The organism is Pseudomonas sp. TE6288 (genome assembly GCF_054062095.1).
In genome coordinates this window covers 226,208-247,809 of the sequence record NZ_JBSSEW010000003.1, presented here as the reverse complement: position 1 = coordinate 247,809, position 21,602 = coordinate 226,208, and the positions used below count along the sequence as shown (strand labels likewise).

The following is a 21,602-nucleotide window of genomic DNA, read 5'->3' as shown; positions in this document are numbered from 1 at the left end:
AGAAAAATTAGCATAAACGTTTCCGCAACACCCATCCCTGGCGTCCGGCACCACCTTCCGCCGGCACGACCCATGCCTCGAAGCCTCTCGGCCAAGGCCTGCCCGGCACGTCTTGGGGCATGCCGCGCATTGGACAACCCCATGATCGACTGCTTGTATTTATGACTGGCAAGCGTCGACACGTCGTACACCTTCGTCCAGGGAATCGAACGAGGAACTACACGATGGCTTACACCGTGATGATGGTATTCGGTACCCGCCCCGAAGCGATCAAGATGGCCCCGCTGGCCCGCGTCCTGCGCGACTGGCCCGAGGTCGACCTGCAGATCTGCTCCACCGGCCAGCACCGCGAAATGCTCGAACAGGTCCTCACCGCCTTTGGCCTCGAGGTCGACCAGGACCTGCAGGTGATGACCCAGAACCAGACCCTCAACGGCCTGGCCCGCGACCTGCTGGACAAGCTCGACCAGGCCTATGAACAGGTCAGGCCCGATATCGTCCTGGTCCACGGCGACACCACCACCAGCTTCATCGCCTCGCTGGCCGCCTTCCACCGTCACATTCCCATCGGCCATGTCGAGGCCGGCTTGCGCACCGGCAACCTGCAGCAGCCCTGGCCCGAGGAGGCCAACCGACGCTTGACCGGCGTGCTCGCCGACCTGCACTTCACCCCCACCCGCGACTCCGACGCCAACCTGATCCGCGAAGGCGTGCCGCCCGAGCACATCGAGGTCACCGGCAACACGGTGATCGACGCCCTGCTGTGGATGCGCGACAAGCTGAACAAGGACAACTGGCGCCCCGCCGCCGACTCCCCGCTCAATGTGCTGCGCGACGACCAGCGCATGGTGCTGATCACCGGCCACCGCCGGGAAAATTTCGGCAGCGGCTTCGAACGCATCTGCCTGGCCCTGGCCGAACTGGCCCTGCGCTACCCCGACGTACAGTTCCTCTACCCCGTGCACCTCAACCCCCAGGTGCAGCACGCGGTGTACAGCGTGCTCTCGGGGCGCGACAACATCCATCTGGTCGCGCCTCAGGACTACCCGCACTTTGTCTGGCTGATGAACCGCGCCCATATCATCCTCACCGACTCGGGCGGCGTGCAGGAAGAGGCCCCCGCGTTGGGCAAGCCGGTGCTGGTGCTGCGCAAGGTCACCGAGCGACCCGCCGTGCTCAAGGGCGGCACGGTCAAGCTGGTCGGCACGCTCACCGAGCGCATCGTCCAGGAGACCAGCCAGTTGCTCGATGACCCGTCGGCCTACGAGCGTATGGCCCAGGTCTACACCCCCTTCGGTGACGGCCATGCCAGCGAGCGCATCGCCGAACGCCTGAGCCGCTGGTTCGCCGAGCAATCCGCCGCACGGGACAACGCATGAGCCTGGCCTTCATCGATTTCCTCACCTATGTCCTGTTCGGCCTGAAGATCCTTGCCATCATCCTGGCGACACTGATGTTCCTGCTGGGCCTGGACGATCTGTTCATCGACCTGTGCTACTGGGGCCGCAAGCTGATCCGGCGTTTCCGCATCTACGACAAGTTCGACAAGGCCGACGAAAAGCGCCTGTTCGAAGTGCCGGAGAAGCCCCTGGCGATCATGGTGCCGGCCTGGAACGAGGTCGGCGTGGTCGGCGAGATGGCGCGCCTGGCCGCCTCGACCATCGACTACGAGAACTACCAGATCTTCGTCGGCACCTACCCCAACGACCCGCAGACCCAGGCCGACGTCGACGCCGTGTGCCTGCACTACCCCAACGTGCACAAGGTGGTCTGCGCCCGCCCCGGCCCCACCAGCAAGGCCGACTGCCTGAACAACATCATCGACGCCATCCTGCGTTTCCAGCAGGACGCGCGCATCGAGTTCGCCGGGTTCATCCTGCATGACGCCGAGGATGTCATCTCGCCCATGGAACTGCGCCTGTTCAACTACCTGCTGCCGAACAAGGACATGATCCAGATCCCGGTGTACCCCTACGCCCCGGAATGGAAGGGCTTCACCGCCGGCCACTATGTCGACGAGTTCGCCGAGAACCACGGCAAGGACGTCATCGTGCGCGAGGCGCTCACCGGCCAGGTGCCCAGCGCCGGGGTCGGCACCTGCTTCAGCCGCCGGGCGATCAGCGCGCTGCTGGAGGACGGCGACGGCATCGCCTTCGATGTGCAGAGCCTCACCGAAGACTACGACATCGGTTTTCGCCTCAAGCAAAAGGGCATGAAGTGCATCTTCGCCCGCTATTCCATCACCGACCCGGCGCTGGCCCTCAAGCAGGAGTGGCGCCCCGGCATGAGCCGCGAGTTCGCCCAGGTGATCTGCGTGCGCGAGCATTTCCCCCGTGACTGGCAGCACGCCATCCGCCAGAAATCGCGGTGGATCGTCGGCATCGTGTTCCAGGGCACCAGCAACCTCGGCTGGAGCCGCAAGGGCGCGCTCAACTACTTCCTCTGGCGCGACCGCCGCGGGCTGTTCGCCTACCTGCTGAGCTTCCTGGTCAACCTGTTGCTGCTGGTGCTGCTGGCCATGTGGCTGGTCACGGTGATCGCGCCGGAGTCGTGGCGGTTCATGTCGATCCTCAGCGACAGCACGCTGCTCAGCATCTTGCTGTGGCTCAACGGCCTGCTGCTGTTCAATCGCCTGTTCCAGCGGTTCTGGTTCGTCACCCGCTACTACGGCGTCTTCGAAGGCTTGCTCTCGGCACCACGAATGATGTGGAGCAACTTCGTCAACTTCTTCGCCAACCTGCGCGCCCTGCGCCAGGTGATGGAGATGGGCGATTCGCGGCGGGTGGCCTGGGACAAGACCACCCACGAGTTCCCTGCCCTCGCCGCGCCGGCACGCACCCCGCTGGGCCATCGCCTGGTGGAGAAAGGCCTGATCAGCGAAGAACAGCTGGAGCAGGCCATCACCAGCCCGGTACGCCGGCGCCTGGGCCGCGAGCTGCTGCTGCGCGGCTGGCTCACCAGCGAACAGCTGGTCGAGACCCTGGCCGAGCAACTGGACCTGCCCTGGGCACCGCTCAATCCGTTCAAGATCGCCCCGGCGCTGATCGCCAAGCTGCCGCGCAAGCTCGCCACGCACTACGGCGTGCTGCCGGTGGATGAAGACGGCGACACCCTGGTGCTGGCCAGCGAAAGCCCGGTCAGCCAGGTCTCGCTGGGGGTCATCAGCCGCCAGCTCAAACGCCCGGTGCGTGCCCGCCTGGCGCCGCAGGGGCGCGTTACCCTGGGCCTGCGCTATCACTACCCGAGCCCTTGGCAGAAACCCGAGACCCGGGAAATGCTCGAGGTACTCGAACGCCACCAGGACGATGCCGCGCTGCTGGAGAGGGTCGGTACCCACCAGGTGATGCTCGGTTCGCTGCTGCAAGTGCGCGGCATGGTGCCGGTGACCCTGTTCAACCAGGCCCTGATCGACTTCAACCCTGAGCAGCAGAGCCTGGGCGAGCACCTGATCGCCCGCGGCATCATCACCGAGGAGGTGCTGCAGCAAGCCCTCGCCGAGCAGGCCAGCGAACAGCAGGCCGCCTACGACCTGAGCCGGGAGGTGGCATGACGCCCCGTCTTTCCCTGACCATCGCCAGCCTGTTGCTGTGTTCTTCCGCCCTGGCCGCACCGACCAAGCCGATGACCGACTTCCAGCGCTTCACCAGCTACCCCTTCATGGAGCGTGGCTATCGGGAGGCGCAGAAAGACAATTGGGCCGAGGTCGAGCGCCTGACCCGCCATGTGCTGGGGCGCGTGCCGAACAACAACGAGGCCCGCGCCCTGCTGGCCGAAGCCCTGGCCCATCAACGTCGGTACAAGGAAGCCCAGGCCATTGCCGAAGACCTCGACGACAATCCTGAACACGCCGATGCCCTGCTGGAACTGCGCCTGACCTGGATCGAACAGGACCCGCCGGCCGCGAGCCAGGTGGAGGCCTGGCTCGCCGACAGCCAGGGCCAGCAGCGCGTGCGCCTGTGGCAGGCCTACAGCGTCAGCCTGGCCAAGTTCGGCGGCGCGGCCAAGGCCCTGGAGTGGCTCAACCATCTGCCGGTGCGCGACGATGGCATGGTGCTGCGCATGACCCGGGCCAACTTCGCCGAGCAGTTGCGCAACTGGGGAGAGACCATCGACCAGTTGCAGCCGCTGGCCGACCAGGGCCAACTGCCCCCGCAGGACTGGCAGCGCCTGGCCAATGCGTATATCCAGCAGGTCGATGAAAAGGGCCTGAACTCACTCCTGGCCAGCGCACCTTCCCAGGAAGCGGCGACCCGCGCCCGCCTGGCCATGGCCAACCGCGCCATCGCCATGGGCCATAACCAGCAGGCCGAGCGCTGGCTGCAGAGCCTGCCCGCCGAGCAACTGCAGCACCCCGAGCAGCGCCAGCAGCTGTGGGAGCTGGCCCGTGAAGGCGATGATGCGCCGCTGGTGCGCCAGCTGAGCAATGAACTGCAACGCCCGTGCCTGGAGACCGTCGACTGGCTGTCCCACAAGGACCTGAAGCTGGCCCGCGAGCAGCTCGGCCAATGCCAGGCCCGCGACAATCCGCGCAGCTATGCCATCCTCAGGCAACGCCTGTATGGCGACCCCGCGCAGCCTGCGCAACCGCGCACCGCGGCGCAGTGGGAGCAACGCTACCGACAGACTGGCGATCTGGCCGCCCTGGAACAAGCCAGCTTCATGCTGCTCGAGAGCGGCCAGAGCGAGCGCGCCAGGCAGTTGCTCGACAACGCCTACGCGCATCGCCAGGGCAGGCTGACGCCCTCGCTGCTGCAACGCCTGGGCAATCTCTATGCGCGCAACGACGGCCCGCTGGACGGTCCACGCATGCTCGCCCTGGTGCCACGGGTCGATGCCGTCACCCGTGGCCAGCTACTGGGCCGCCTGGCCGAAGCCGGCCAGTGCGACGCCGTGCGCAAGGCCATCCCGGCCACCCCGGTCGAAGCCGGGCAGTATCGCGCCCTGGGGCGCTGCGCCATGCCTGATCAGCCCGGCGAAGCTGTGGTCTATTACCAGGCCGCCGAACGCCTGGGCGATAGCGGCAGTCGCCTGCCCCTGGCCTACGCCCTGGAAGCCTCCGGCGACTCAGAGGCAGCGCTGTCGATCTGGAACAGCCTGCCGGCCAGCGCCTGGACCGACAATGCGCGCCTGACCGCCGCCCGTGGTGCGCTGAACGCCGGTGACGCCAACGCCGCCCGCCGCCACTGGGATGCGGCAGCGCACCAGAGTGCCGACGACTGGGCGCTGGGCGCCGCCATTGCCCAGCGCCAGGGCGACTCGCAGCAGGCCCTGGCTTTTCAGCGCGAAGCGCTGCGTCATGCCCCGCGCGCCGATCACTACTACGCTGCCGCCGGCACCGCCCAGCAGGCCGGCGACAGCGCCCAGAGCAGCGCCTGGCTGGCCGAGGCCGTGCGCCTGGCGCCGGACCAGCCGCGTTACCGCGCCGACTACGGCATGCGCCTGGCGGGCTCGGCGGACAAGCAGCAACGCCGCCAGTCCATACCCTACCTGGAGCGCGCCAGCCGCGACTTCCCCGAGGACTACCGCCTGGGCGAAACCCTGGCCCTGCGCTACGACGAGGTCGAGGACAGTGCCTCGGCCCGCCGCGAGCTGCGCCGGGTACTGGACGTGGAGCGCAACCTGGTCGACGGCGACGACGAGTACGGCAGCCTTGAGGCGCGCAAGTACCGCCAGCGCCGCGCCCATGAAGCCCTGTCGCGCCGCGACAGCATCACCCTGGCCAGCACCTGGTCGCCCGCCGGCACTTCGACCAACGACAAGTTCCTCGACAGCGGCGAACGCAGCGGCACCTCGCGCCGGGCCCGCTCGCAGAACGTGCAGCTGGCGATGTGGGACCACGCCCTGGGCGAGGAGCCCAGCCGCAATGGCAGCACCCTGTCGGTCTACGGCCGCGTGCTGTTCGGTGGCCAGAGCCGCACCGACTATGCGCAGAGCATGGGCACCGGTGTTGGCCTGCGCTACAAGCCGCTCGGTCAGGCCAACCTCAACCTGTACGCCGAGCTGTACCACCAGCGCCAGATCGACAGCACGCACTACAGCGGCCTGAGCCTGGGCGAACTGCTCAGCCCGGCCAAGGTCGGTGGCAACTGGGGCGACCTGCGTCACAACGCCGAATCGAGCAACGACCTGCTGCTGCGCGCCACGGCTTCGTTCCTGGATCAGGGCAAGTACCGCAACGACTGGCGTATCGACGAGGACGACTGGGACGAGCGCTTCCTCTACCTCGACGCCGCCTGGTGGACCCGTGCCGGCGACCATGCCTGGCTGTCGCGCTTCCAGCAGGGCCATGCGTGGAAACTGCCCAGCCAGTCGCCGCAGACGATCATGCCCTACGGCTTTCTCGAATTTTCCAGCCAGGACCCGAGCAACGACTGGCGCCAGGACGCCCGCGCCGGGGTCGGGGTGCGCTGGCAGTGGTGGTTCGACGATGACCGCTACAACGCCTATCGCGGTTCGCTGAAAGTACGCGCCGAGTACCAGCAGGCACTGGGCGGCAACCTCTACGAGCGCAGCAACGGCGTACTGCTGGGTGTGGAGATGAACTTCTGATGCGTAGCTTCCTGGCTCTCTGCCTGCTGATCCTGTGGCTACCCGCCCAGGCCGACCAGCGCCTGTTCTACCAGCCGCTCAACCGTGACGCGAACGTCACCCCGGCGCAGTGGCAAAACCTGTGGCGAGCCACCGTGGCCCAGGGCGGCAAGACCCTGATCGTGCAGTGGAGTGCCTACGGCGACAGCGACTTTGGAGGCTCCGAGGGCTGGCTGGCCGGGAGCCTGCGCGAAGCGCGGGCCCAAGGCCTTGAGCTGGTGCTGGGCCTGTACATGGATCCGGCCTACTACCAGCGCCTCGAACAGCTCGACGGCGAAGGCCTGAACAGTTACTTCAAGGCGCAGCTGGGACGCTCGCTCACCCAGTATCAGCAGCTCAAGGCCAACTGGGCGCTGCCGGTGGCCGGCTGGTACCTGCCCATGGAACTGGACGACCTGCACTTTCGCGACCCGGCCAGGCGCGATGCGCTGCACACGCAATTGCAGGCTTTCAACCGGCAACTGGACAAGCCCCTGCATATCAGCGCGTTCAGCGCCGGGCAGCTGTCGCCGCGAGTCAATGGCGCGTGGCTGGAGCAGTTGGCCAGCCTTGGCCTGAACGTCTGGTGGCAGGACGGCGCCGGCACGGGGCGCCTGACGCCGCTGGTACGCCAAGGCTATGAACAGGCCCTGCCCTGCCGGGTGGGCATCGTGCGCGAGGCATTTCGTCAGGTCAGCAAGCCTGGCCAACCGTTCCACGCCGAACCTGCGCAGCCGGCGCTGAGCGGAGGTTGTCACGCCGAAGCCGTGTTCGCCCTGCGCTATCGGCCCTGGGCCAGAGGGACGCTTTCCAGGGATTGAAACCAGCCGCCTGAACGAATCTCATCGCGGGGCCGACAAGAACAGCACAATAACCGAGGGCATCCTCCAGCATGTACAAGACCCTCGAAGCCCACATCCGCCAGCAGGTCGCCCCCGCCGCCCTGCGCGCCGAGTTCCGCCAGCACGAATTCGAGGCCATGCGCCGTTTCTGCCTGCTGATCTTCTGCATCGGCATCGCCATCTGGCTGGTCTTCGACCTGATCGTCAGCTACCTCGGCGGCCAGGGCTTCACCTGGCTGTCCGGGATGTTCATCGCCCTGCTGTGCAGCCTCACCGTGGTCCTGGGCTTCACCCGCAGGAGCCAGCATTTCGACGTACTCAACCTGCTGTTCGTGGCGGTGATCACCCTGGCCATGCGCCTGGTGATCGAGGGCATCCCCATCGCCCTGCGCCCGGTATGGCTGGTGCTCGGAGTCTCTACCGTGCTGTACACCGTGTCGGTGCTACCGGTGCGACGCTGGTCGTTCTTCTGCGCCATGGGCATCACCTGGATCATGCTCAATCCTTTCCTCCACACGCGTATCGAAGCCCTGGAGCTCGAAGGCGCGATGCTGATTAGCTACGCGGTATGCCTAAGCGGCCTGGTGATCTACAGCTACCTGCGCATCCGCCAGGCCAAGCTGCACAACTTCTACCTGACCAAGGTACTGCTGGAGCAGGCCTATATCGATGCGCTGACCGACATCCCCAACCGTCGCTCGTTCATGGCCAAGGCCGAAAAGCAGCTGCAACAGGCCGGCGAACAGTATCTGGCGATGATCGACATCGATAATTTCAAGCAGGTCAACGACCGCTTCGGCCATGACATCGGCGACGAGGTGCTCAAGCGCGTGGCGGCGCACATAAAGGCGGCGATGATCGGCCACGAGATCGCCCGGCTGGGCGGCGAGGAATTCGCGATCTTCTTCCAGGGGCTGGATGAAACATGCGCCGAGCAGCAAGTTGCGAGGTTGTGCCAGCGGGTGCGCGAGGACCTCGGGGCACACCCGGTGACCATCAGTATCGGCCTGGCCCGGATCGATAGCGGCGATACCCTGAGCACGGCGCTGATCCGGGCTGACCAGGCCCTGTACGAAGCCAAGCACACGGGCAAGGACCGTTTCGTGACCTGGTCGGCAAGCTTGTCAGGACAATGACCATCGCGGGACAAGCCCGCTCCCACACCAGTGTCCATCATCAGCGTGGGAGCGGGCTTGCCCCGCGATGAGGCCGGCCCAGGCGCTGCATCAACCGGCTGGCAAGCGAATCCTGAACTGCGCCCCACCCAACGCCGATTGCGCCACTGTGAGCGTGCCGCCCTGCCCTTCGATGGCCCGCCGGCTGATCGCCAAGCCCAAGCCGAAACCACCCGTGTTGCGATCGCGGCTGCGGTCCAGCCGGTAGAACGGCTGGAAGATCCGCTCACGCTCCTCGACTGGAATGCCGATGCCGTCGTCCTCGACCGTCACCAGGCAGGCGCCATCCTCTTCCAGGCGCAAACGCAGCAGCAGGCTTTCGTCGCAGTAGCGCATGGCGTTGCGCACCAGGTTCTGTACCGCGCGAGCAGTCAGTCGCGGATCGAGGACGAAGCGTGGCAGGTCGGTGTCGCATTGCACCTCCCACTGGATGCCGCGATCGTCGAGTTCTTCGGCGAAACCACCGAGCACGCTGTCCACCAGCTCGAGCAACGACACCTCGACCCGCTCGCGGGCCTGGTCGGCGCTTTCCAGGCGGCTGTAGGACAGTAGCTCAAGCACCAGCTCGTCCAGCTCGCGCACATGGCCCACCAGCCCCAGCAGGCGTTTGCGGCTGGCCGGCGGCACCTCGTCGAACAGCAGCACCAGGCCGAAGTCCAGGCGGGTCAATGGCGTGCGCAGCTCGTGGGACACCGCGTTGAGCAGTTCACGCTGCTGATTGACGTGGCGCTCCAGGTCGCTGGCCATGGTGTCGAACACCCCGGCCAGCTCGCCGATGTTCGAGCGCGGCGAGATATGCGTGCGCTCGGACATCTCGCCGCGCCCCAGGCGCCGGGCGGTGTCCTTCAGGCGCTCGAGGTCGCGCCAGTGCGGCCATACCCACAGCAACAGGCAGCCGAGCATGGCCGCGCCGATCAGCACGGTCACGCCCCAGGACAGCACGTTGATGTCCAGCGGGTCGTCCGGCGAGTGCAGGCGTACCAGCCAGTCCTGGTCCAACGGCGCCAGCGCCGTTTCGTAATAGCCCCAGTCGGCCATGCGCACCACATACAGGCCATGCTCGAGCCGGGCCTTTTCCTCGCTGCTCAGCTCGGCGTCGTCCATGCGCAGCAAGCGCACCTCCAACGGCTTGAACGCCGCGGCCAGTTCCTTTTCCACCGTCGGCCACTGCTCCCGCGGGGCCTGCTGGAACTGGCGCACGATCAGGGTCTGCACGCCCTTGGCCTGGTCGAGGTTGTAGGCCATGAAGCGATCGTGAAACAAACCGACGATGGTGTCGGGAATCAGCGCGATCGCCCCGGCATAGGCGACGATGATCACCAGGTACAACCGCACCAGGATCTTCAGCATGGCGTATCAGTACTCCCACTCGACGCGACTGAACAGGTAGCCCTTGCCCCATACGGTCTTGATCTTGCGCGCTTCACCTGCGCTGTCGTCGAAACGTCGGCGCAGCTTGGAGATGGCCACGTCCACCGAACGGTCGGTGCCGTTGAACTCGATGCCGCGCAATTGCTGGAGGATGCGGTCACGGCTCATCACCTCGCCGGCGTTGCGCGCCAGCACCACCAGCAGGTTGTACTCGCCGCTGGACAGTTCCACTTCTTCACCGCGCCAGTTGACCGTGCGCTCGGCCAGGTCGATGCACAGGCCGCCGATCTGGATCAGGTCGCAATCCAGGCGCGGCTCGTTGACGCTGCTGCGGCGCAGCAACGTGCGCACCCTGGCCAGCAGCACGCGGGGCTCGCACGGCTTGGTGACGTAGTCGTCGGCGCCCATCTCCAGCCCCAGCACCTGGTCGTGGCTGTCGTCGCGGGCGGTCAGCATGAGGATCGGCAGGCTCTGCGTCTCCTGGCGCAGCAGGCGGCATACCTGCAGGCCGTCCAGGCCCGGCAGCATCAGGTCGAGGATCACCAGGTCCGGTTTCTGCCGGCGGAATTCGTCCAGCACATGGTCGCCGCGGGCAATTACCCGGACATGGAAATCGTTGCGTTGCAGGTAGCTGGCGATCAGTTCGGACAACGCGCTGTCGTCTTCGACCAGGAGAATGTTCGGCATAAGGGGATTTGACGAAAGATTGAAGTAAGGCAGGATATAGAATCCCGGGCGGGCCACCGCCGATTGTTAACACTTTTTCACACACGCCCAACACAGCTTAACAGCCGCCACCCGAACGGCTGCTTTAGCATACGCTGGATCAAACCTGGAAGATCCGTATGTCCACGCTCCGTGCTTTGCGCCTGCGCCCTCTGGCGCTGCTGGCGCTGATGACCCTTTCCCTGGCCGCTTGCAACGACGCCGCCGAGCAGGAAGAAAAGGCCCCGCCCTCCCAGGTCCGGGTCGAAACCCTTGCCGTGCAGCCGCTGGCCATCAGCACCGAACTCAGCGGCCGCATCCTTGCCCCCCGCACCGCCGAGGTGCGCGCCCGGGTGGCCGGCGTGGTGCTCAAGCGGGTGTACCGCGAAGGCAGCGACGTGAAACAAGGCGATGTGCTGTTCCTGATCGACCCGGCGCCGTTCAAGGCCGACTTCGACAGCGCCCGCGCCACCCTGGCCAAGGCCGAGGCGACGCTGTACCAGGCGCGCCTGCAGGAGCAGCGCTACCGCGAACTGGTCGAGGACAAGGCCGTCAGCCGCCAGGAGTACGACAACGCCCGCGCCGCCTTCCTCCAGGCCGACGCCGCGGTCGGCGAAGCCAAGGCGGCGCTGGAACGCGCGCGCCTGAACCTGGGCTATGCCACCGTCACCGCGCCGATCTCCGGGCGCATCGGCCGCGCCCTGGTAACCGAGGGCGCGCTGGTCGGCCAGAGCGAGACCACGCCGCTGGCCACCATCCAGCAGTTGAACCCGATCCACGCCGACGTCACCCAGTCGACCCGCGAACTCAACGCCCTGCGCCGCTCGCTGCGTGCCGGCGAGCTGCAGCAGGTGGGCCGCGACCAGGTCAAGGCCACGCTGATCCAGGACGATGGCAGCGCCTACCCGCTGGCCGGCAAGCTGCTGTTCTCCGATATCAGCGTCGACCCGAGCACCAACCAGATCACCCTGCGCAGCGAGTTCCCCAACCCGGACCTCGACCTGCTGCCCGGCAGCTATGTGCGCGTGCGCCTGGACCAGGCCGTGCAGCCTCAGGGCATCAGCGTGCCGCAACGCGCCATCCTGCGCGATAGCGCCGGTGTGCCCAAGGTGCTGCTGGTCGACCCGCAGGACCGTATCAGCGAACGCCAGGTGACCCTGGGCAGCGCCCAGGGCGACCGCTGGATCGTCAGCGAGGGCCTGGCCCCGGGTGACCGCGTGGTGGTCGAGGGCCTGCAACACGTCAAGGCCGGCGACCAGGTGCAAGTCGACGAACAACCAGGCGCCACCGCAGTCGCCCAACACAACGGCCAATGAGGGCCTGATCCATGCCGCAGTTCTTCATCGACCGCCCGGTGTTCGCCTGGGTGGTGGCCCTGTTCATCCTCCTGGTCGGCGCCCTGGCCATCCCGCAGTTGCCGGTGGCCCAGTATCCCGACGTGGCACCGCCGCAGGTGGAAATCTACGCCGTCTACCCCGGCGCCTCGGCGGCGACCATGGACGAGAGCGTGGTCAGCATCATCGAGCAGGAGCTCAACGGTGCCGACAACCTGCTCTATTTCGAATCCCAGAGCAGCCTGGGCAGCGCCACCATCACCGCCAGCTTCCAGCCCGGCACCAACCCGGACATGGCCCAGGTCGACGTGCAGAACCGCCTCAAGGTGATCGAGTCGCGCCTGCCGCGCCCGGTCACCCAGCAAGGCCTGCAGGTGGAGAAGGTGTCTACCGGCTTCCTGTTGCTGGCCACCCTCACCTCCGAGGACGGCAGCCTCGACGAGATCGCCCTGTCGGACATCCTCGCACGCAACGTGATGAACGAGATCCGTCGCCTCAAGGGCGTCGGCAAGGCGCAGCTGTATGGTTCAGAACGGGCCATGCGCATCTGGATCGACCCGGCCAAGCTGGTTGGCTTCAACCTCACGCCCAACGACGTGGCCGAGGCCATCGCCGCGCAGAACGCCCAGGTCGCCCCCGGCAGCATCGGCGACCTGCCAAGCCGACCGACCCAGGAGATCACCGCCAACGTGGTGGTCAAGGGCCAGTTGAGCACCCCCGAGGAGTTCGCCGCCATCGTCCTGCGCGCCAACACCGACGGCTCCACGGTCACTGTCGGTGACGTGGCGCGGGTCGAGATCGGGGCCCAGGAGTACCAGTACGGCACCCGCCTCAACGGCAAGGCCACCAGCGCCTTCAGCGTCAAGCTGTCGCCCGGCGCCAACGCCATGGAAACCGCGACCCTGGTCAAGCAGAAGCTCGACGAGCTGGCGCGCTACTTCCCGGCCGGGGTGAAGTACGACATCCCCTACGACACCTCGCCCTTCGTCAAGGTCTCGATCAAGCAGGTGATCAACACCCTGCTCGAGGCCATGGTGCTGGTGTTCGCGGTGATGTTCCTGTTCCTGCAGAACTTCCGTTACACGCTGATTCCGACCCTGGTGGTGCCGGTGGCGCTGATGGGCACCTTCGCGGTGATGAACGTGCTGGGTTTCTCGGTCAACGTACTGACCCTGTTCGGCATGGTGCTGGCCATCGGCATCCTGGTGGACGACGCCATCGTCGTGGTGGAAAACGTCGAGCGGATCATGGCCGAGGAAGGCCTGCCGCCCAAGGAAGCCACGCGCAAGGCCATGGGCCAGATCAGCGGCGCCATCGTCGGCATCACCCTGGTGCTGGTGGCGGTGTTCCTGCCGATGGCCTTCATGCAAGGCTCGGTGGGGGTGATCTACCAGCAGTTCTCGGTGTCGATGGCGGTGTCGATCCTGTTCTCGGCGTTCCTCGCCCTGAGCCTGACCCCGGCCCTGTGCGCCACCCTGCTCAAGCCGCTGGAGAAAGGCGAGCACCATGAGCGCAAGGGCTTCTTCGGCTGGTTCAACCGCCGCTTCGAGGGCATGAGCAACGGCTACCAGCGCTGGGTGACCCACGCCCTGGCCCGCAGCGGTCGCTACCTGCTGGTGTACGCCGCGCTGGTCGGCGTGCTGGTGTACGGTTTCAGCCAACTGCCCACCGCCTTCCTGCCCACCGAGGACCAGGGCTACACCATCACCGACATCCAGCTGCCGCCAGGCGCCAGCCAGGCGCGCACCATCGAGGTCGGGCAGCAGATCGAGGCGCACAACGCCGAAGAACCCGGCGTGGCCAACACCACGCTGATCCTCGGCTTCAGTTTCTCCGGCAGCGGGCAGAACGCGGCGCTGGCCTTCACCACGCTCAAGGACTGGTCCGAACGCGGTGGCGACGACAGCGCGCAGTCGATCGCCGAACGCGCCACCATGGCCTTCACCCAGCTCAAGGACGCCATCGCCTACGCGGTGCTGCCGCCGCCGGTGGACGGCCTGGGCGAGTCGACCGGTTTCGAGTTCCGCCTGCAGGACCGCGGCGGCATGGGCCACACCGGGCTGATGGAAGCTCGTGACCAACTGCTGGACGCGGCGCGCAAGAGCAAGGTGCTGGTCAACGTGCGCGAAGCATCGCTGGCGGAGAGCCCTCAGGTCGAGCTGGAAGTGGACCGCCGCCAGGCCAACGCCCTGGGCGTGTCGTTTGCCGATATCGGCGCGGTGCTCGACACCGCGGTGGGGTCGAACTACGTCAACGACTTCCCCAACCAGGGCCGCATGCAGCGGGTGGTGGTGCAGGCCGAAGGCGACCGGCGCAGCCAGGTCGAAGATCTGTTGAAAATCCACGTGCGCAACAGCAGCGGCAAGATGGTGCCCCTGGGCGCCTTCGTCAGCGCCCGCTGGCAGTCCGGCCCGGTGCAGCTGACCCGTTACAACGGCTACCCGGCGGTGTCGATTTCCGGCGAGCCGGCGGCCGGCTATAGCTCGGGCGAGGCCATGGCCGAGATCGAGCGCCTGGTGGCGCAGCTGCCGGCAGGTGCAGGCCTGGAGTGGACCGGCCTGTCGCTGCAGGAACGCCTGTCCGGCAGCCAGGCGCCACTGCTGATGGCGCTGTCGCTGCTGGTAGTGTTCCTGTGCCTGGCCGCGCTGTACGAAAGCTGGTCGATCCCCACCGCGGTGCTGCTGGTGGTGCCACTAGGCGTGCTCGGCGCGGTGCTCGCGGTGACCCTGCGCGGCCTGCCCAACGACGTGTTCTTCAAGGTCGGCCTGATCACTCTGATCGGCCTGTCGGCGAAGAACGCCATCCTGATCATCGAGTTCGCCAAGGACCTGGTGGACCAGGGCGTCGATGCGGCGGACGCGGCGATCCAGGCCGCGCGTCTGCGTCTGCGCCCGATCGTGATGACTTCGCTGGCGTTCATCCTCGGCGTGGTGCCGCTGGCCATCGCCAGCGGCGCCAGCTCGGCCAGCCAGCAAGCCATCGGCACCGGAGTGATCGGCGGCATGCTCAGCGCCACCTTCGCCGTGGTGTTCGTGCCGGTGTTCTTCGTCGTGGTGATGCGCCTGGCCGGGCGCGGCAAGACCAAGGCGGCGCAGGTGGCCACCCACCAGGGCTGACTGGACAAGCCCTGCGGTAAATGGGAGGGTTCCCGGCATTGACTGCCCGGAACCCTTTTTCATGCCCGACGTTCTCCCCCCCTGCTCCATCCTTATTCTTGCCGGCGGCCGTGGCCAGCGCATGGGCGGGCGCGACAAGGGGCTGGTGCCCTGGCGCGGCGAGCCGTTGGTGGCGCATGTGCAACGCGCCGTGCGGGCACTGAGCGATGACCTGGTGATCTCCTGCAACCGCAACCAGACAGCCTACGCGATCTACGCCGACCAGCTCGTCACCGACGCCGAAGCGGACTTTCCCGGCCCGCTGGCCGGCGTGATCAGCGGGCTCAGGGCAGCCCGGCACGAATGGGTGGTAGTGCTGGCCTGCGATGCGCCGCGCATCGACCGGGCGCTGGTCGAGGACCTGCTGCGCCTGGCCGTGGCGCACGACAGTGCGGCCATGGTGCGCCAGGGTGGGTATTGGCAGCCGATGTTCAGTGTGTTGCCCCGGCGCGTGTTGCCATTGCTGGAGCAAGCCTGGCAGGTGGGCGAACGGAGTTTGCAGAAGGCTTTGCTGCAGGCGAGTTTACAGGGGTTGGCGTGTGCCGAGGACGATGCGCGATTGAGTAACTTCAACAGTCCGGATCTGTTGCGCGATTAACGCTCGCCTGTTCGGCCCCTATCACTGGGCAAAAAAAGGCCCCAAGGCAGGGACACCTGGGGCCAAGCGGTTGGATTTCCCAACCAAAGGAGGCATTTCAACCTTGGGCCGGCCAGCCACCGCCCAAGGCACGGAACAGATCGACCAGTGCCAGCTGGCGCTGGGTGCTGGCCTCGATGAACGCCGCTTCGTTGACATAGCCGCTGCGCTGCGCGTCCAGGTAGCGCAAGTGGTTGTCCACCCCGCCCTCATAGCGCGCCTTGGCCAGCGTTACGGTCGCCCGGCTGGTGTCGGCCAGGGCACGCCGCGCAGCTTCCTCGCGACGCAAGGTATCGGTGGCGGCCAGGGCGTCGGCCACTTCGCGGAAGGCGCTCTGGATCGTGCCTTCGTAAGCGGCCACCGCCGAATCCTTGCGCGCCTCGGCCAGGTTCAGGCCGGCCTTGTTGCGCCCGGCGTCGAACAGCGGCAGCGACAGTTGCGGCATGAACGTCCAGCTACGCGAGCCACCGTCGAACAACCCGGACATCTGCGCGCTGGAGGTGCCGAAACTGCCGGTCAGGCTGATCCGCGGGAAGAACGCCGCCCGCGCCGCGCCGATATCGGCATTGCGCGCCCGCAGCCGGTGCTCGGCGGCGAGGATGTCCGGGCGGCGCTCGATCAGCGCCGACGGCGCGCCTGGGGCGATGTCCTGCAGGACCATCGGCGCCTGCGCCCGCTCGGCGGGAATCGACTTGGCCGCCTCGGCGCTGCCCAGCAGCAGTACCAGGGCGTTGTAGGCCTGGCGCTGCTCGCGCACGATGCCTTCCAGCTCAGCCCGTGACTGCTCGACCAGCCCCAACGCTTCCTGGTGGTCCAGCGCCGTGGCCGTGCCAGCGCCTCGTCGCTGGCCGACCAGGGCCAGCGAGTCCTCGCGGCTGGCCAGGGTCTGGCGAGTCAGCGTCAGGCGCCGTTCGGCACCGTCCAGGGTCAGGTAGGCCTGGCTGACATCAGCGATCAGCGCGATGCGCGCGGCACGGCCGACTTCCTCGGTGGACAGGTACTGCTCCAGCGCCGCATCGCTCAGGCTCTTGACCCGACCGAACAGGTCCACTTCGTACTCTGGCAGCGACAGCCCCACCTGGTAACTGCTGCTGACCCCTTCCCTGCCGCTGTTCGACAGGTCCGCCGGCAGGTGCTGGCGGTTACCGGAGGCACCGGCGTTCAGGCCTGGTACCCGATCGGCCCGCTGGATACGGTATTGCGCTCGGGCCTGCTCGATGTCGAGCAGGGTCTGACGCAGAGAGCGGTTGTTGTCGAGTGCCGTGGCGACCAGTTGGCGCAAGGCCGGATCGACGATGAACGCCTGCCAGTCCAGCTGCTCCACCGACTTGCCATGATGGCCGGCGACATCGCCCCAGGCAGCCGCCACCGGCGCCTCCGGGCGCTGGTAGGTCGGCGCCAGGGAACAGCCGACCAGGGTCAAGGCCAGCACGAACGGGAGTGCACATTTATCCATGACCATCACTTCGCCACCTCGACAGCGTGTTGCACAGGGGCCGGCTTGCGCTTGAGCAGCTTCAGCACCCAGACGAAACAGATCGGCACGAACACTACGCCCAGCAAGGTGGCGCTGAGCATGCCGCCAATCACCCCGGTACCGATGGCGCGCTGGCTGGCCGCACCGGCGCCGGTGGCGATGGCCAGGGGCACCACGCCGAGGATGAAGGCCATGGAGGTCATCACGATCGGGCGCAAACGCAGGCGCGCGGCCTCGATGGCGGCGTCGCTCAAGCTGTAACCCTTCTCCCACAGCTCCTTGGCGAACTCGACGATCAGGATGGCGTTCTTCGCCGCCAGGCCAATGATGGTGATCAGGCCGACCTTGAAGTACACGTCATTGGGCATGCCGGTGAGCAGTACCGCCCAGACCGCGCCCAAGGCGCCGATCGGCACGATCAGCATCACCGTCAACGGGATTGCCCAGCTCTCGTACAGCGCCACCAGCAGCAGGAACACCACCAGGATGGCCAGGGCGAACAGGCCGGCAGCCTGGCCGCTGGACACCTTTTCCTGGTACGAAAGGCCGGTCCAGGCATAACCAATGCCAGGTGGCAACTCGCTGACCAGACGCTCCATCTCGGCCATCGCCTGGCCAGTGCTGTAGCCGGGCGCGGCGTCACCGGCGATGCGGATCGACGGGTAACCGTTGTAGCGCACCAGTTGTACCGGCCCCTCCTCCCAGCGAGTGGAGACAAAAGCGCTGAACGGCACCTGCTCGCCGCTGACATTGGGTGCATACAGGCGTAGCACGCTTTCCGGGGTCATGCGCTCGCCCTGCTCGGCCTGCACCACCACGCGCTGCTGGCGCCCGGCGTTGCTGAAGTCGTTGATCACCGCCGAACCGAAGGCGGTGGCCAGGGTGCTGTTGATGGCCTCGAAGCTCACGCCCAGGGTGCGGGCTTTCTCGCGGTCGATCTGCACGCGTAGCTGCGGCGCCTCGGCCAGGCCCTCCATCATCGCGTAGAGGATCACCGGGTTGCCGTTGGCGCGGGCCAACAGCTGGTCACGGGCCGCCAGCAGCGCATCGCGCCCCAGGCCGCCACGGTCCATCAGGCGCAGGGCGAAACCGCCGGAGTTGCCCAGGCCGTCGATCGGCGGAGGCATGACCGCGGTGATGGCACCATCGCCATTGGCCGCGAACTGGGCGTTGATGGCTGCGGTTTCCGCCTCCGCCGACTGCTCCTTGCCGCGCACGGACCAGTCCTTGTAGGTGGGGAACGCCAGCGCGGCGTTGTCGCCCTGGCCCGAGAAACTGAAGCCGCTGACGATGAACGAGCTGGCCAACGCGTCGCGCGACATCAGGTACTTTTCCAGTGCCTCAGCGGTGTGGTCGGTGCGTACCCGGCTGGCGCCGGGCGGCAGTTGCACGTCGACGATGCTGTAGCCCAGGTCTTCTGCTGGCACGAAGGCCTCCGGCAGGCGCAGGTAGGAGTAGCCGAGCACCACCAGGATCCCGACGTAGGCGAGCATCCAGCGCCCGGCACGGGCCACCAGGGCGCTGTTCATCACCGAGTAGCGCTCGGTGACGCGGGCAAAGGCGCGGTTGAAGGCACCGAAAAAACCACCCTTTTCATGGTGGCCATGGGGCACCGGCTTGAGCAGGGTGGCGCACAGCGCCGGGGTGAAGGTCAGGGCGAGGAAGCCGGAGAACAGGATCGACACCGCCAGCGATACGGAAAACTGCTGATAGATCACCCCGACCGATCCGGACATGAACGCCAACGGCAGGAACACCGCGGCCAGCACCAAAGTGATGCCGATGATCGCCCCGGATACCTGCCCCATCGCCTTGATGGTGGCCTCCACCGGCGACAAGCCTTCCTCGGCCATCAACCGCTCGACGTTCTCCACCACCACGATGGCGTCATCCACCAGGATACCGATGGCCAGCACCATGCCGAACATGGTCATCATGTTCACCGAGAAACCGAGCAGCTTCATGACCATCAGCGTACCCAGCAGGCACACCGGCACCACGATCGACGGGATCAGGGTGTAGCGCACGTTCTGCAGGAACAGGAACATCACCAGGAACACCAGCACCATGGCTTCGATCAAGGTGTGGATGACCTTCTCGATGGCCACATCGACGAAGCGCGAGGTGTCGTACGGCACCGAGTATTCAACGCCTTCCGGGAAGAACTGCGACAGCTCGGCCAGGCGCTCCTTGACCAGCGTCGCGGTCTGGATGGCATTGGCGCCAGGTGCCAGCTGCACCGCGCCGGCCACGGCCGGTTTGCCATCCAGGCGCGAGGACAGGTTGTAGTTCTCGCTACCGATGGCCATGCGTGCCACATCGCCCAGGCGTACGCTGGAGCCGTCCGGGTTGGCGCGCAGGACGATGGCGGCGAACGCCTCCGGTGTTTCCAGGGTGCCTTGCACAGCCAGCGTCGCGGTCAGTTCCTGCTCGCTGGCCCCCGGCGTGCTGCCGAAGCTGCCGGCAGGCACCTGGACGTTCTGGCCACGGATGGCGTTGTTGATATCGTCGATGGACAGGCCATAGCCCACCAGTTTCTGCGGATCAACCCAGACCCGCATGGCCGCCTCCGAAGAGAAGAACTGCAGCTTGCCCACACCCGGCACGCGCAACAGCTCGTTATTGATGTTGCGTGCGGCATAATCGGCCAAGGCCGTGGTATCACCCTGATCACCGGCCGTGCTGGTCAAGGCGTAGATCAGCAGGAAGCCGGAACTGGCCTGCTCGACCTTGAGCCCCTGGGTCAGCACCGCCTGGGGCATGCGCGCCTCGGCCTTCTTCAGGCGGTTCTGCACATCGACCTGGGCCATGTCCGGCTGGGTGCCGGGCTCGAACGTCACCAGCACTTCGGCCACGCCGTTGGAGTTGTTGGTGGACTCGTAGTAAAGCAGGCCCTTGGCGCCGTTCAACGACTCCTCGATGATGCTGGTCACCGACTCCACCAGCACCTTGGCCGAGGCGCCCGGGTAGGAGGCGGTGATGGAGATCTGTGGCGGTGCCACGCTGGGGTACTGGGCCACCGGCAGCGCCGGGATCACCAGCAGGCCGGCCAGGGAAATGAACAGCGCCACGACCCAGGCGAAGTTCGGCCGATTGATGAAGAACTTGGACATCTCGCTACCCTCGCCTTAGTGTGCCGCGGCCTGTTGCGCCTGGGCCGGCTGCACCGACATGCCAGGCGCAAGGCCGGCCGGGCCGCCGACGATGACCTGGTCACCAGCGCGCAGGCCCTCGGTGATCTGCCAGCGCGAGCCGTGCATCGCGCCGGTGCGCACGCTGCGCGCCTCGGCCAGGTTGCCGTTGCCGACCACCAGCACCCGCGCCTCGCCATCGCTGCCGCGCTGCACCGCGCGCTGCGGCACCAGGATGGCCTGCTGGTCGATACCCTGCGGGGTGCGCACGCGCACGTACATGCCCGGCAGCAGGATGCCGTCGGCATTGTCGAAGCGACCGCGCAAGGTGACCTGGCCGGTGCCACGGTCGACCGCCACGTCGGTGAACATCAGCGCGCCCTGGCGCTGGTAGTCGGTGCCTTCCACCTGGGCGGTCAGCGCCTTGTCGTCGCCACCACCGAGCGCGCCGTCCTTGAGGGCCTGACGCAGACGCAGGGCTTCGGCGGCGGACTGGGTGAAGTCGACGTAGATCGGATCGAGCTGCTGGATGCGCGCCATCAAGGTGGCGTCGCCCTGCCCGACCAGGGCACCTTCGGTGGCCAGGGCGCGGCCGATGCGGCCGGAGATCGGCGCGGTGACCGTGGCATAGCCCAGGTTCAGGCGCGCGGTCTGCACGTCGGCCTGGGCCGAGCGCACGGCCGCCTGGGCGCTGCGCAGCTCGGCGCTGGCGGTGTCGAAGTCCTGCTGGCTGACCGCCTCGATCTTGACCAGCGGCTCATAGCGCTTGACCCGTGCCCGGGCCTCCTGCTGCACCGCCTGGGCCCGCGCAAGGTCGGCCTCGACACGCGCCAGGGCAGCCTTGAACGGTGCCGGGTCAATCTGGAACAGCACATCGCCGGCCTTGACGTCGGCGCCTTCCTCGAAACGTTTGTGCAGGACAATGCCGGCCACCCGGGCACGCACCTCGGCCACCCGCATCGGTTCGACCCGGCCCGGCAAGGTCGAGGTAAGGGCCAACTGTTCGCTGGCCAGCGTCACGGTCTCCACCGGAAATGCCGTTTCAGTCACGGCCTGCTGTTCTTCAGGCACTCCGCAACCGGCCAGCGCTACCGCCACTGCCAGCCAGCTGACCATCCCTATTGCACGCAAATTGCTCATGAACTCACCCGAGCCGTTAGCTAAAATTGGCGCGAATGGTACTTGTACATTGATTTTGAGTCAATTTA

General features: G+C 66.7%; 13 protein-coding genes. 8 read left to right on the top strand and 5 right to left on the bottom strand.

What is annotated here, in order from left to right; genetic code table 11:
* Positions 1-224 precede the first annotated feature (224 nt).
* The 5 genes from wecB to ACVWY1_RS04525 all read left to right on the top strand — a co-directional run bounded on the left by wecB (position 225) and on the right by ACVWY1_RS04525 (position 8,545).
* A complete protein-coding gene (gene wecB, locus ACVWY1_RS04545; RefSeq protein WP_198755128.1) occupies positions 225-1,379 on the top strand; it encodes a non-hydrolyzing UDP-N-acetylglucosamine 2-epimerase in 1,155 nt (384 codons plus the stop codon).
* Positions 1,376-3,550 (top strand): cyclic di-3',5'-guanylate-activated glycosyltransferase NfrB, encoded by a 2,175-nt coding sequence (gene nfrB, locus ACVWY1_RS04540; protein WP_457377846.1) that lies wholly within the window; start codon positions 1,376-1,378, stop codon positions 3,548-3,550. Before wecB ends, nfrB begins: the two co-directional genes overlap by 4 nt.
* Entirely contained in the window at positions 3,547-6,549 is a 3,003-nt protein-coding gene (locus ACVWY1_RS04535; RefSeq protein ID WP_457377845.1) for a phage receptor, read from the top strand. Before nfrB ends, ACVWY1_RS04535 begins: the two co-directional genes overlap by 4 nt.
* Positions 6,549-7,388 (top strand): DUF4434 family protein, encoded by an 840-nt coding sequence (locus ACVWY1_RS04530; RefSeq protein WP_277504753.1) that lies wholly within the window; start codon positions 6,549-6,551, stop codon positions 7,386-7,388. Before ACVWY1_RS04535 ends, ACVWY1_RS04530 begins: the two co-directional genes overlap by 1 nt.
* 71 nt (positions 7,389-7,459) lie before the next feature.
* Positions 7,460-8,545 carry a GGDEF domain-containing protein gene (locus ACVWY1_RS04525; protein WP_277504755.1) on the top strand — a complete coding sequence of 362 codons (1,086 nt, stop codon included), beginning with the start codon at positions 7,460-7,462 and terminating at the stop codon, positions 8,543-8,545.
* A gap of 90 nt (positions 8,546-8,635) precedes the next feature.
* On the opposite strand, the gene ACVWY1_RS04520 is transcribed toward ACVWY1_RS04525, so the two are convergent.
* A complete protein-coding gene (locus ACVWY1_RS04520) occupies positions 8,636-9,934 on the bottom strand; it encodes an ATP-binding protein (RefSeq protein ID WP_110701519.1) in 1,299 nt (432 codons plus the stop codon).
* Between the two features lie 6 nt (positions 9,935-9,940).
* Positions 9,941-10,642 carry a response regulator transcription factor gene (locus ACVWY1_RS04515; RefSeq protein WP_038706350.1) on the bottom strand — a complete coding sequence of 234 codons (702 nt, stop codon included), beginning with the start codon at positions 10,640-10,642 and terminating at the stop codon, positions 9,941-9,943.
* Between the two features lie 158 nt (positions 10,643-10,800).
* Here ACVWY1_RS04515 and ACVWY1_RS04510 point away from each other — a divergent pair, with 158 nt between their 5' ends.
* The 3 genes from ACVWY1_RS04510 (at position 10,801) to mobA (ending at position 15,747) form a co-directional block, all read left to right on the top strand.
* On the top strand, positions 10,801-11,976 hold the full coding sequence (locus ACVWY1_RS04510) for an efflux RND transporter periplasmic adaptor subunit (RefSeq protein ID WP_139670353.1): 1,176 nt from the start codon (positions 10,801-10,803) through the stop codon (positions 11,974-11,976).
* Between the two features lie 11 nt (positions 11,977-11,987).
* Positions 11,988-15,110, top strand: coding sequence for an efflux RND transporter permease subunit (locus ACVWY1_RS04505; RefSeq protein WP_277504759.1), 3,123 nt, complete (start codon positions 11,988-11,990; stop codon positions 15,108-15,110).
* A gap of 61 nt (positions 15,111-15,171) precedes the next feature.
* Positions 15,172-15,747: a molybdenum cofactor guanylyltransferase MobA gene (gene mobA, locus ACVWY1_RS04500; RefSeq protein ID WP_457377844.1), complete on the top strand. Its 576-nt coding sequence runs from the start codon at positions 15,172-15,174 to the stop codon at positions 15,745-15,747.
* A gap of 97 nt (positions 15,748-15,844) precedes the next feature.
* On the opposite strand, the gene ACVWY1_RS04495 is transcribed toward mobA, so the two are convergent.
* From ACVWY1_RS04495 to ACVWY1_RS04485, 3 genes are read right to left on the bottom strand one after another with little or no spacing between them, the layout of a single operon-like run.
* Complete coding sequence (locus tag ACVWY1_RS04495; RefSeq protein WP_277504761.1) at positions 15,845-17,248, bottom strand: efflux transporter outer membrane subunit; 1,404 nt, start codon at positions 17,246-17,248, stop codon at positions 15,845-15,847.
* The gene (locus ACVWY1_RS04490) at positions 17,248-20,376 is read right to left on the bottom strand and encodes an efflux RND transporter permease subunit (RefSeq protein WP_277504762.1); all 3,129 of its coding nucleotides are present in this window, start codon (positions 20,374-20,376) and stop codon (positions 17,248-17,250) included. Before ACVWY1_RS04490 ends, ACVWY1_RS04495 begins: the two co-directional genes overlap by 1 nt.
* Positions 20,377-20,391: 15 nt before the next feature.
* A complete protein-coding gene (locus ACVWY1_RS04485) occupies positions 20,392-21,534 on the bottom strand; it encodes a MexC family multidrug efflux RND transporter periplasmic adaptor subunit (RefSeq protein ID WP_457377843.1) in 1,143 nt (380 codons plus the stop codon).
* Between the last annotated feature and the right edge of the window lie 68 nt (positions 21,535-21,602).

What these genes read in the sequence shown, in the direction of transcription:
- ACVWY1_RS04520 (WP_110701519.1), bottom strand. Translation starts at nt 9,934, where the DNA reads ATGCTGAAGATCCTGGTGCGGTTGTACCTGGTGATCATCGTCGCCTAT.
- ACVWY1_RS04510 (WP_139670353.1), top strand. Translation starts at nt 10,801, where the DNA reads ATGTCCACGCTCCGTGCTTTGCGCCTGCGCCCTCTGGCGCTGCTGGCG.
- ACVWY1_RS04525 (WP_277504755.1), top strand. Translation starts at nt 7,460, where the DNA reads ATGTACAAGACCCTCGAAGCCCACATCCGCCAGCAGGTCGCCCCCGCC.
- nfrB (WP_457377846.1), top strand. Translation starts at nt 1,376, where the DNA reads ATGAGCCTGGCCTTCATCGATTTCCTCACCTATGTCCTGTTCGGCCTG.
- ACVWY1_RS04490 (WP_277504762.1), bottom strand. Translation starts at nt 20,376, where the DNA reads ATGTCCAAGTTCTTCATCAATCGGCCGAACTTCGCCTGGGTCGTGGCG.
- ACVWY1_RS04505 (WP_277504759.1), top strand. Translation starts at nt 11,988, where the DNA reads ATGCCGCAGTTCTTCATCGACCGCCCGGTGTTCGCCTGGGTGGTGGCC.
- ACVWY1_RS04495 (WP_277504761.1), bottom strand. Translation starts at nt 17,248, where the DNA reads ATGGTCATGGATAAATGTGCACTCCCGTTCGTGCTGGCCTTGACCCTG.
- ACVWY1_RS04535 (WP_457377845.1), top strand. Translation starts at nt 3,547, where the DNA reads ATGACGCCCCGTCTTTCCCTGACCATCGCCAGCCTGTTGCTGTGTTCT.
- ACVWY1_RS04530 (WP_277504753.1), top strand. Translation starts at nt 6,549, where the DNA reads ATGCGTAGCTTCCTGGCTCTCTGCCTGCTGATCCTGTGGCTACCCGCC.
- ACVWY1_RS04485 (WP_457377843.1), bottom strand. Translation starts at nt 21,534, where the DNA reads ATGAGCAATTTGCGTGCAATAGGGATGGTCAGCTGGCTGGCAGTGGCG.
- ACVWY1_RS04515 (WP_038706350.1), bottom strand. Translation starts at nt 10,642, where the DNA reads ATGCCGAACATTCTCCTGGTCGAAGACGACAGCGCGTTGTCCGAACTG.
- mobA (WP_457377844.1), top strand. Translation starts at nt 15,172, where the DNA reads ATGCCCGACGTTCTCCCCCCCTGCTCCATCCTTATTCTTGCCGGCGGC.
- wecB (WP_198755128.1), top strand. Translation starts at nt 225, where the DNA reads ATGGCTTACACCGTGATGATGGTATTCGGTACCCGCCCCGAAGCGATC.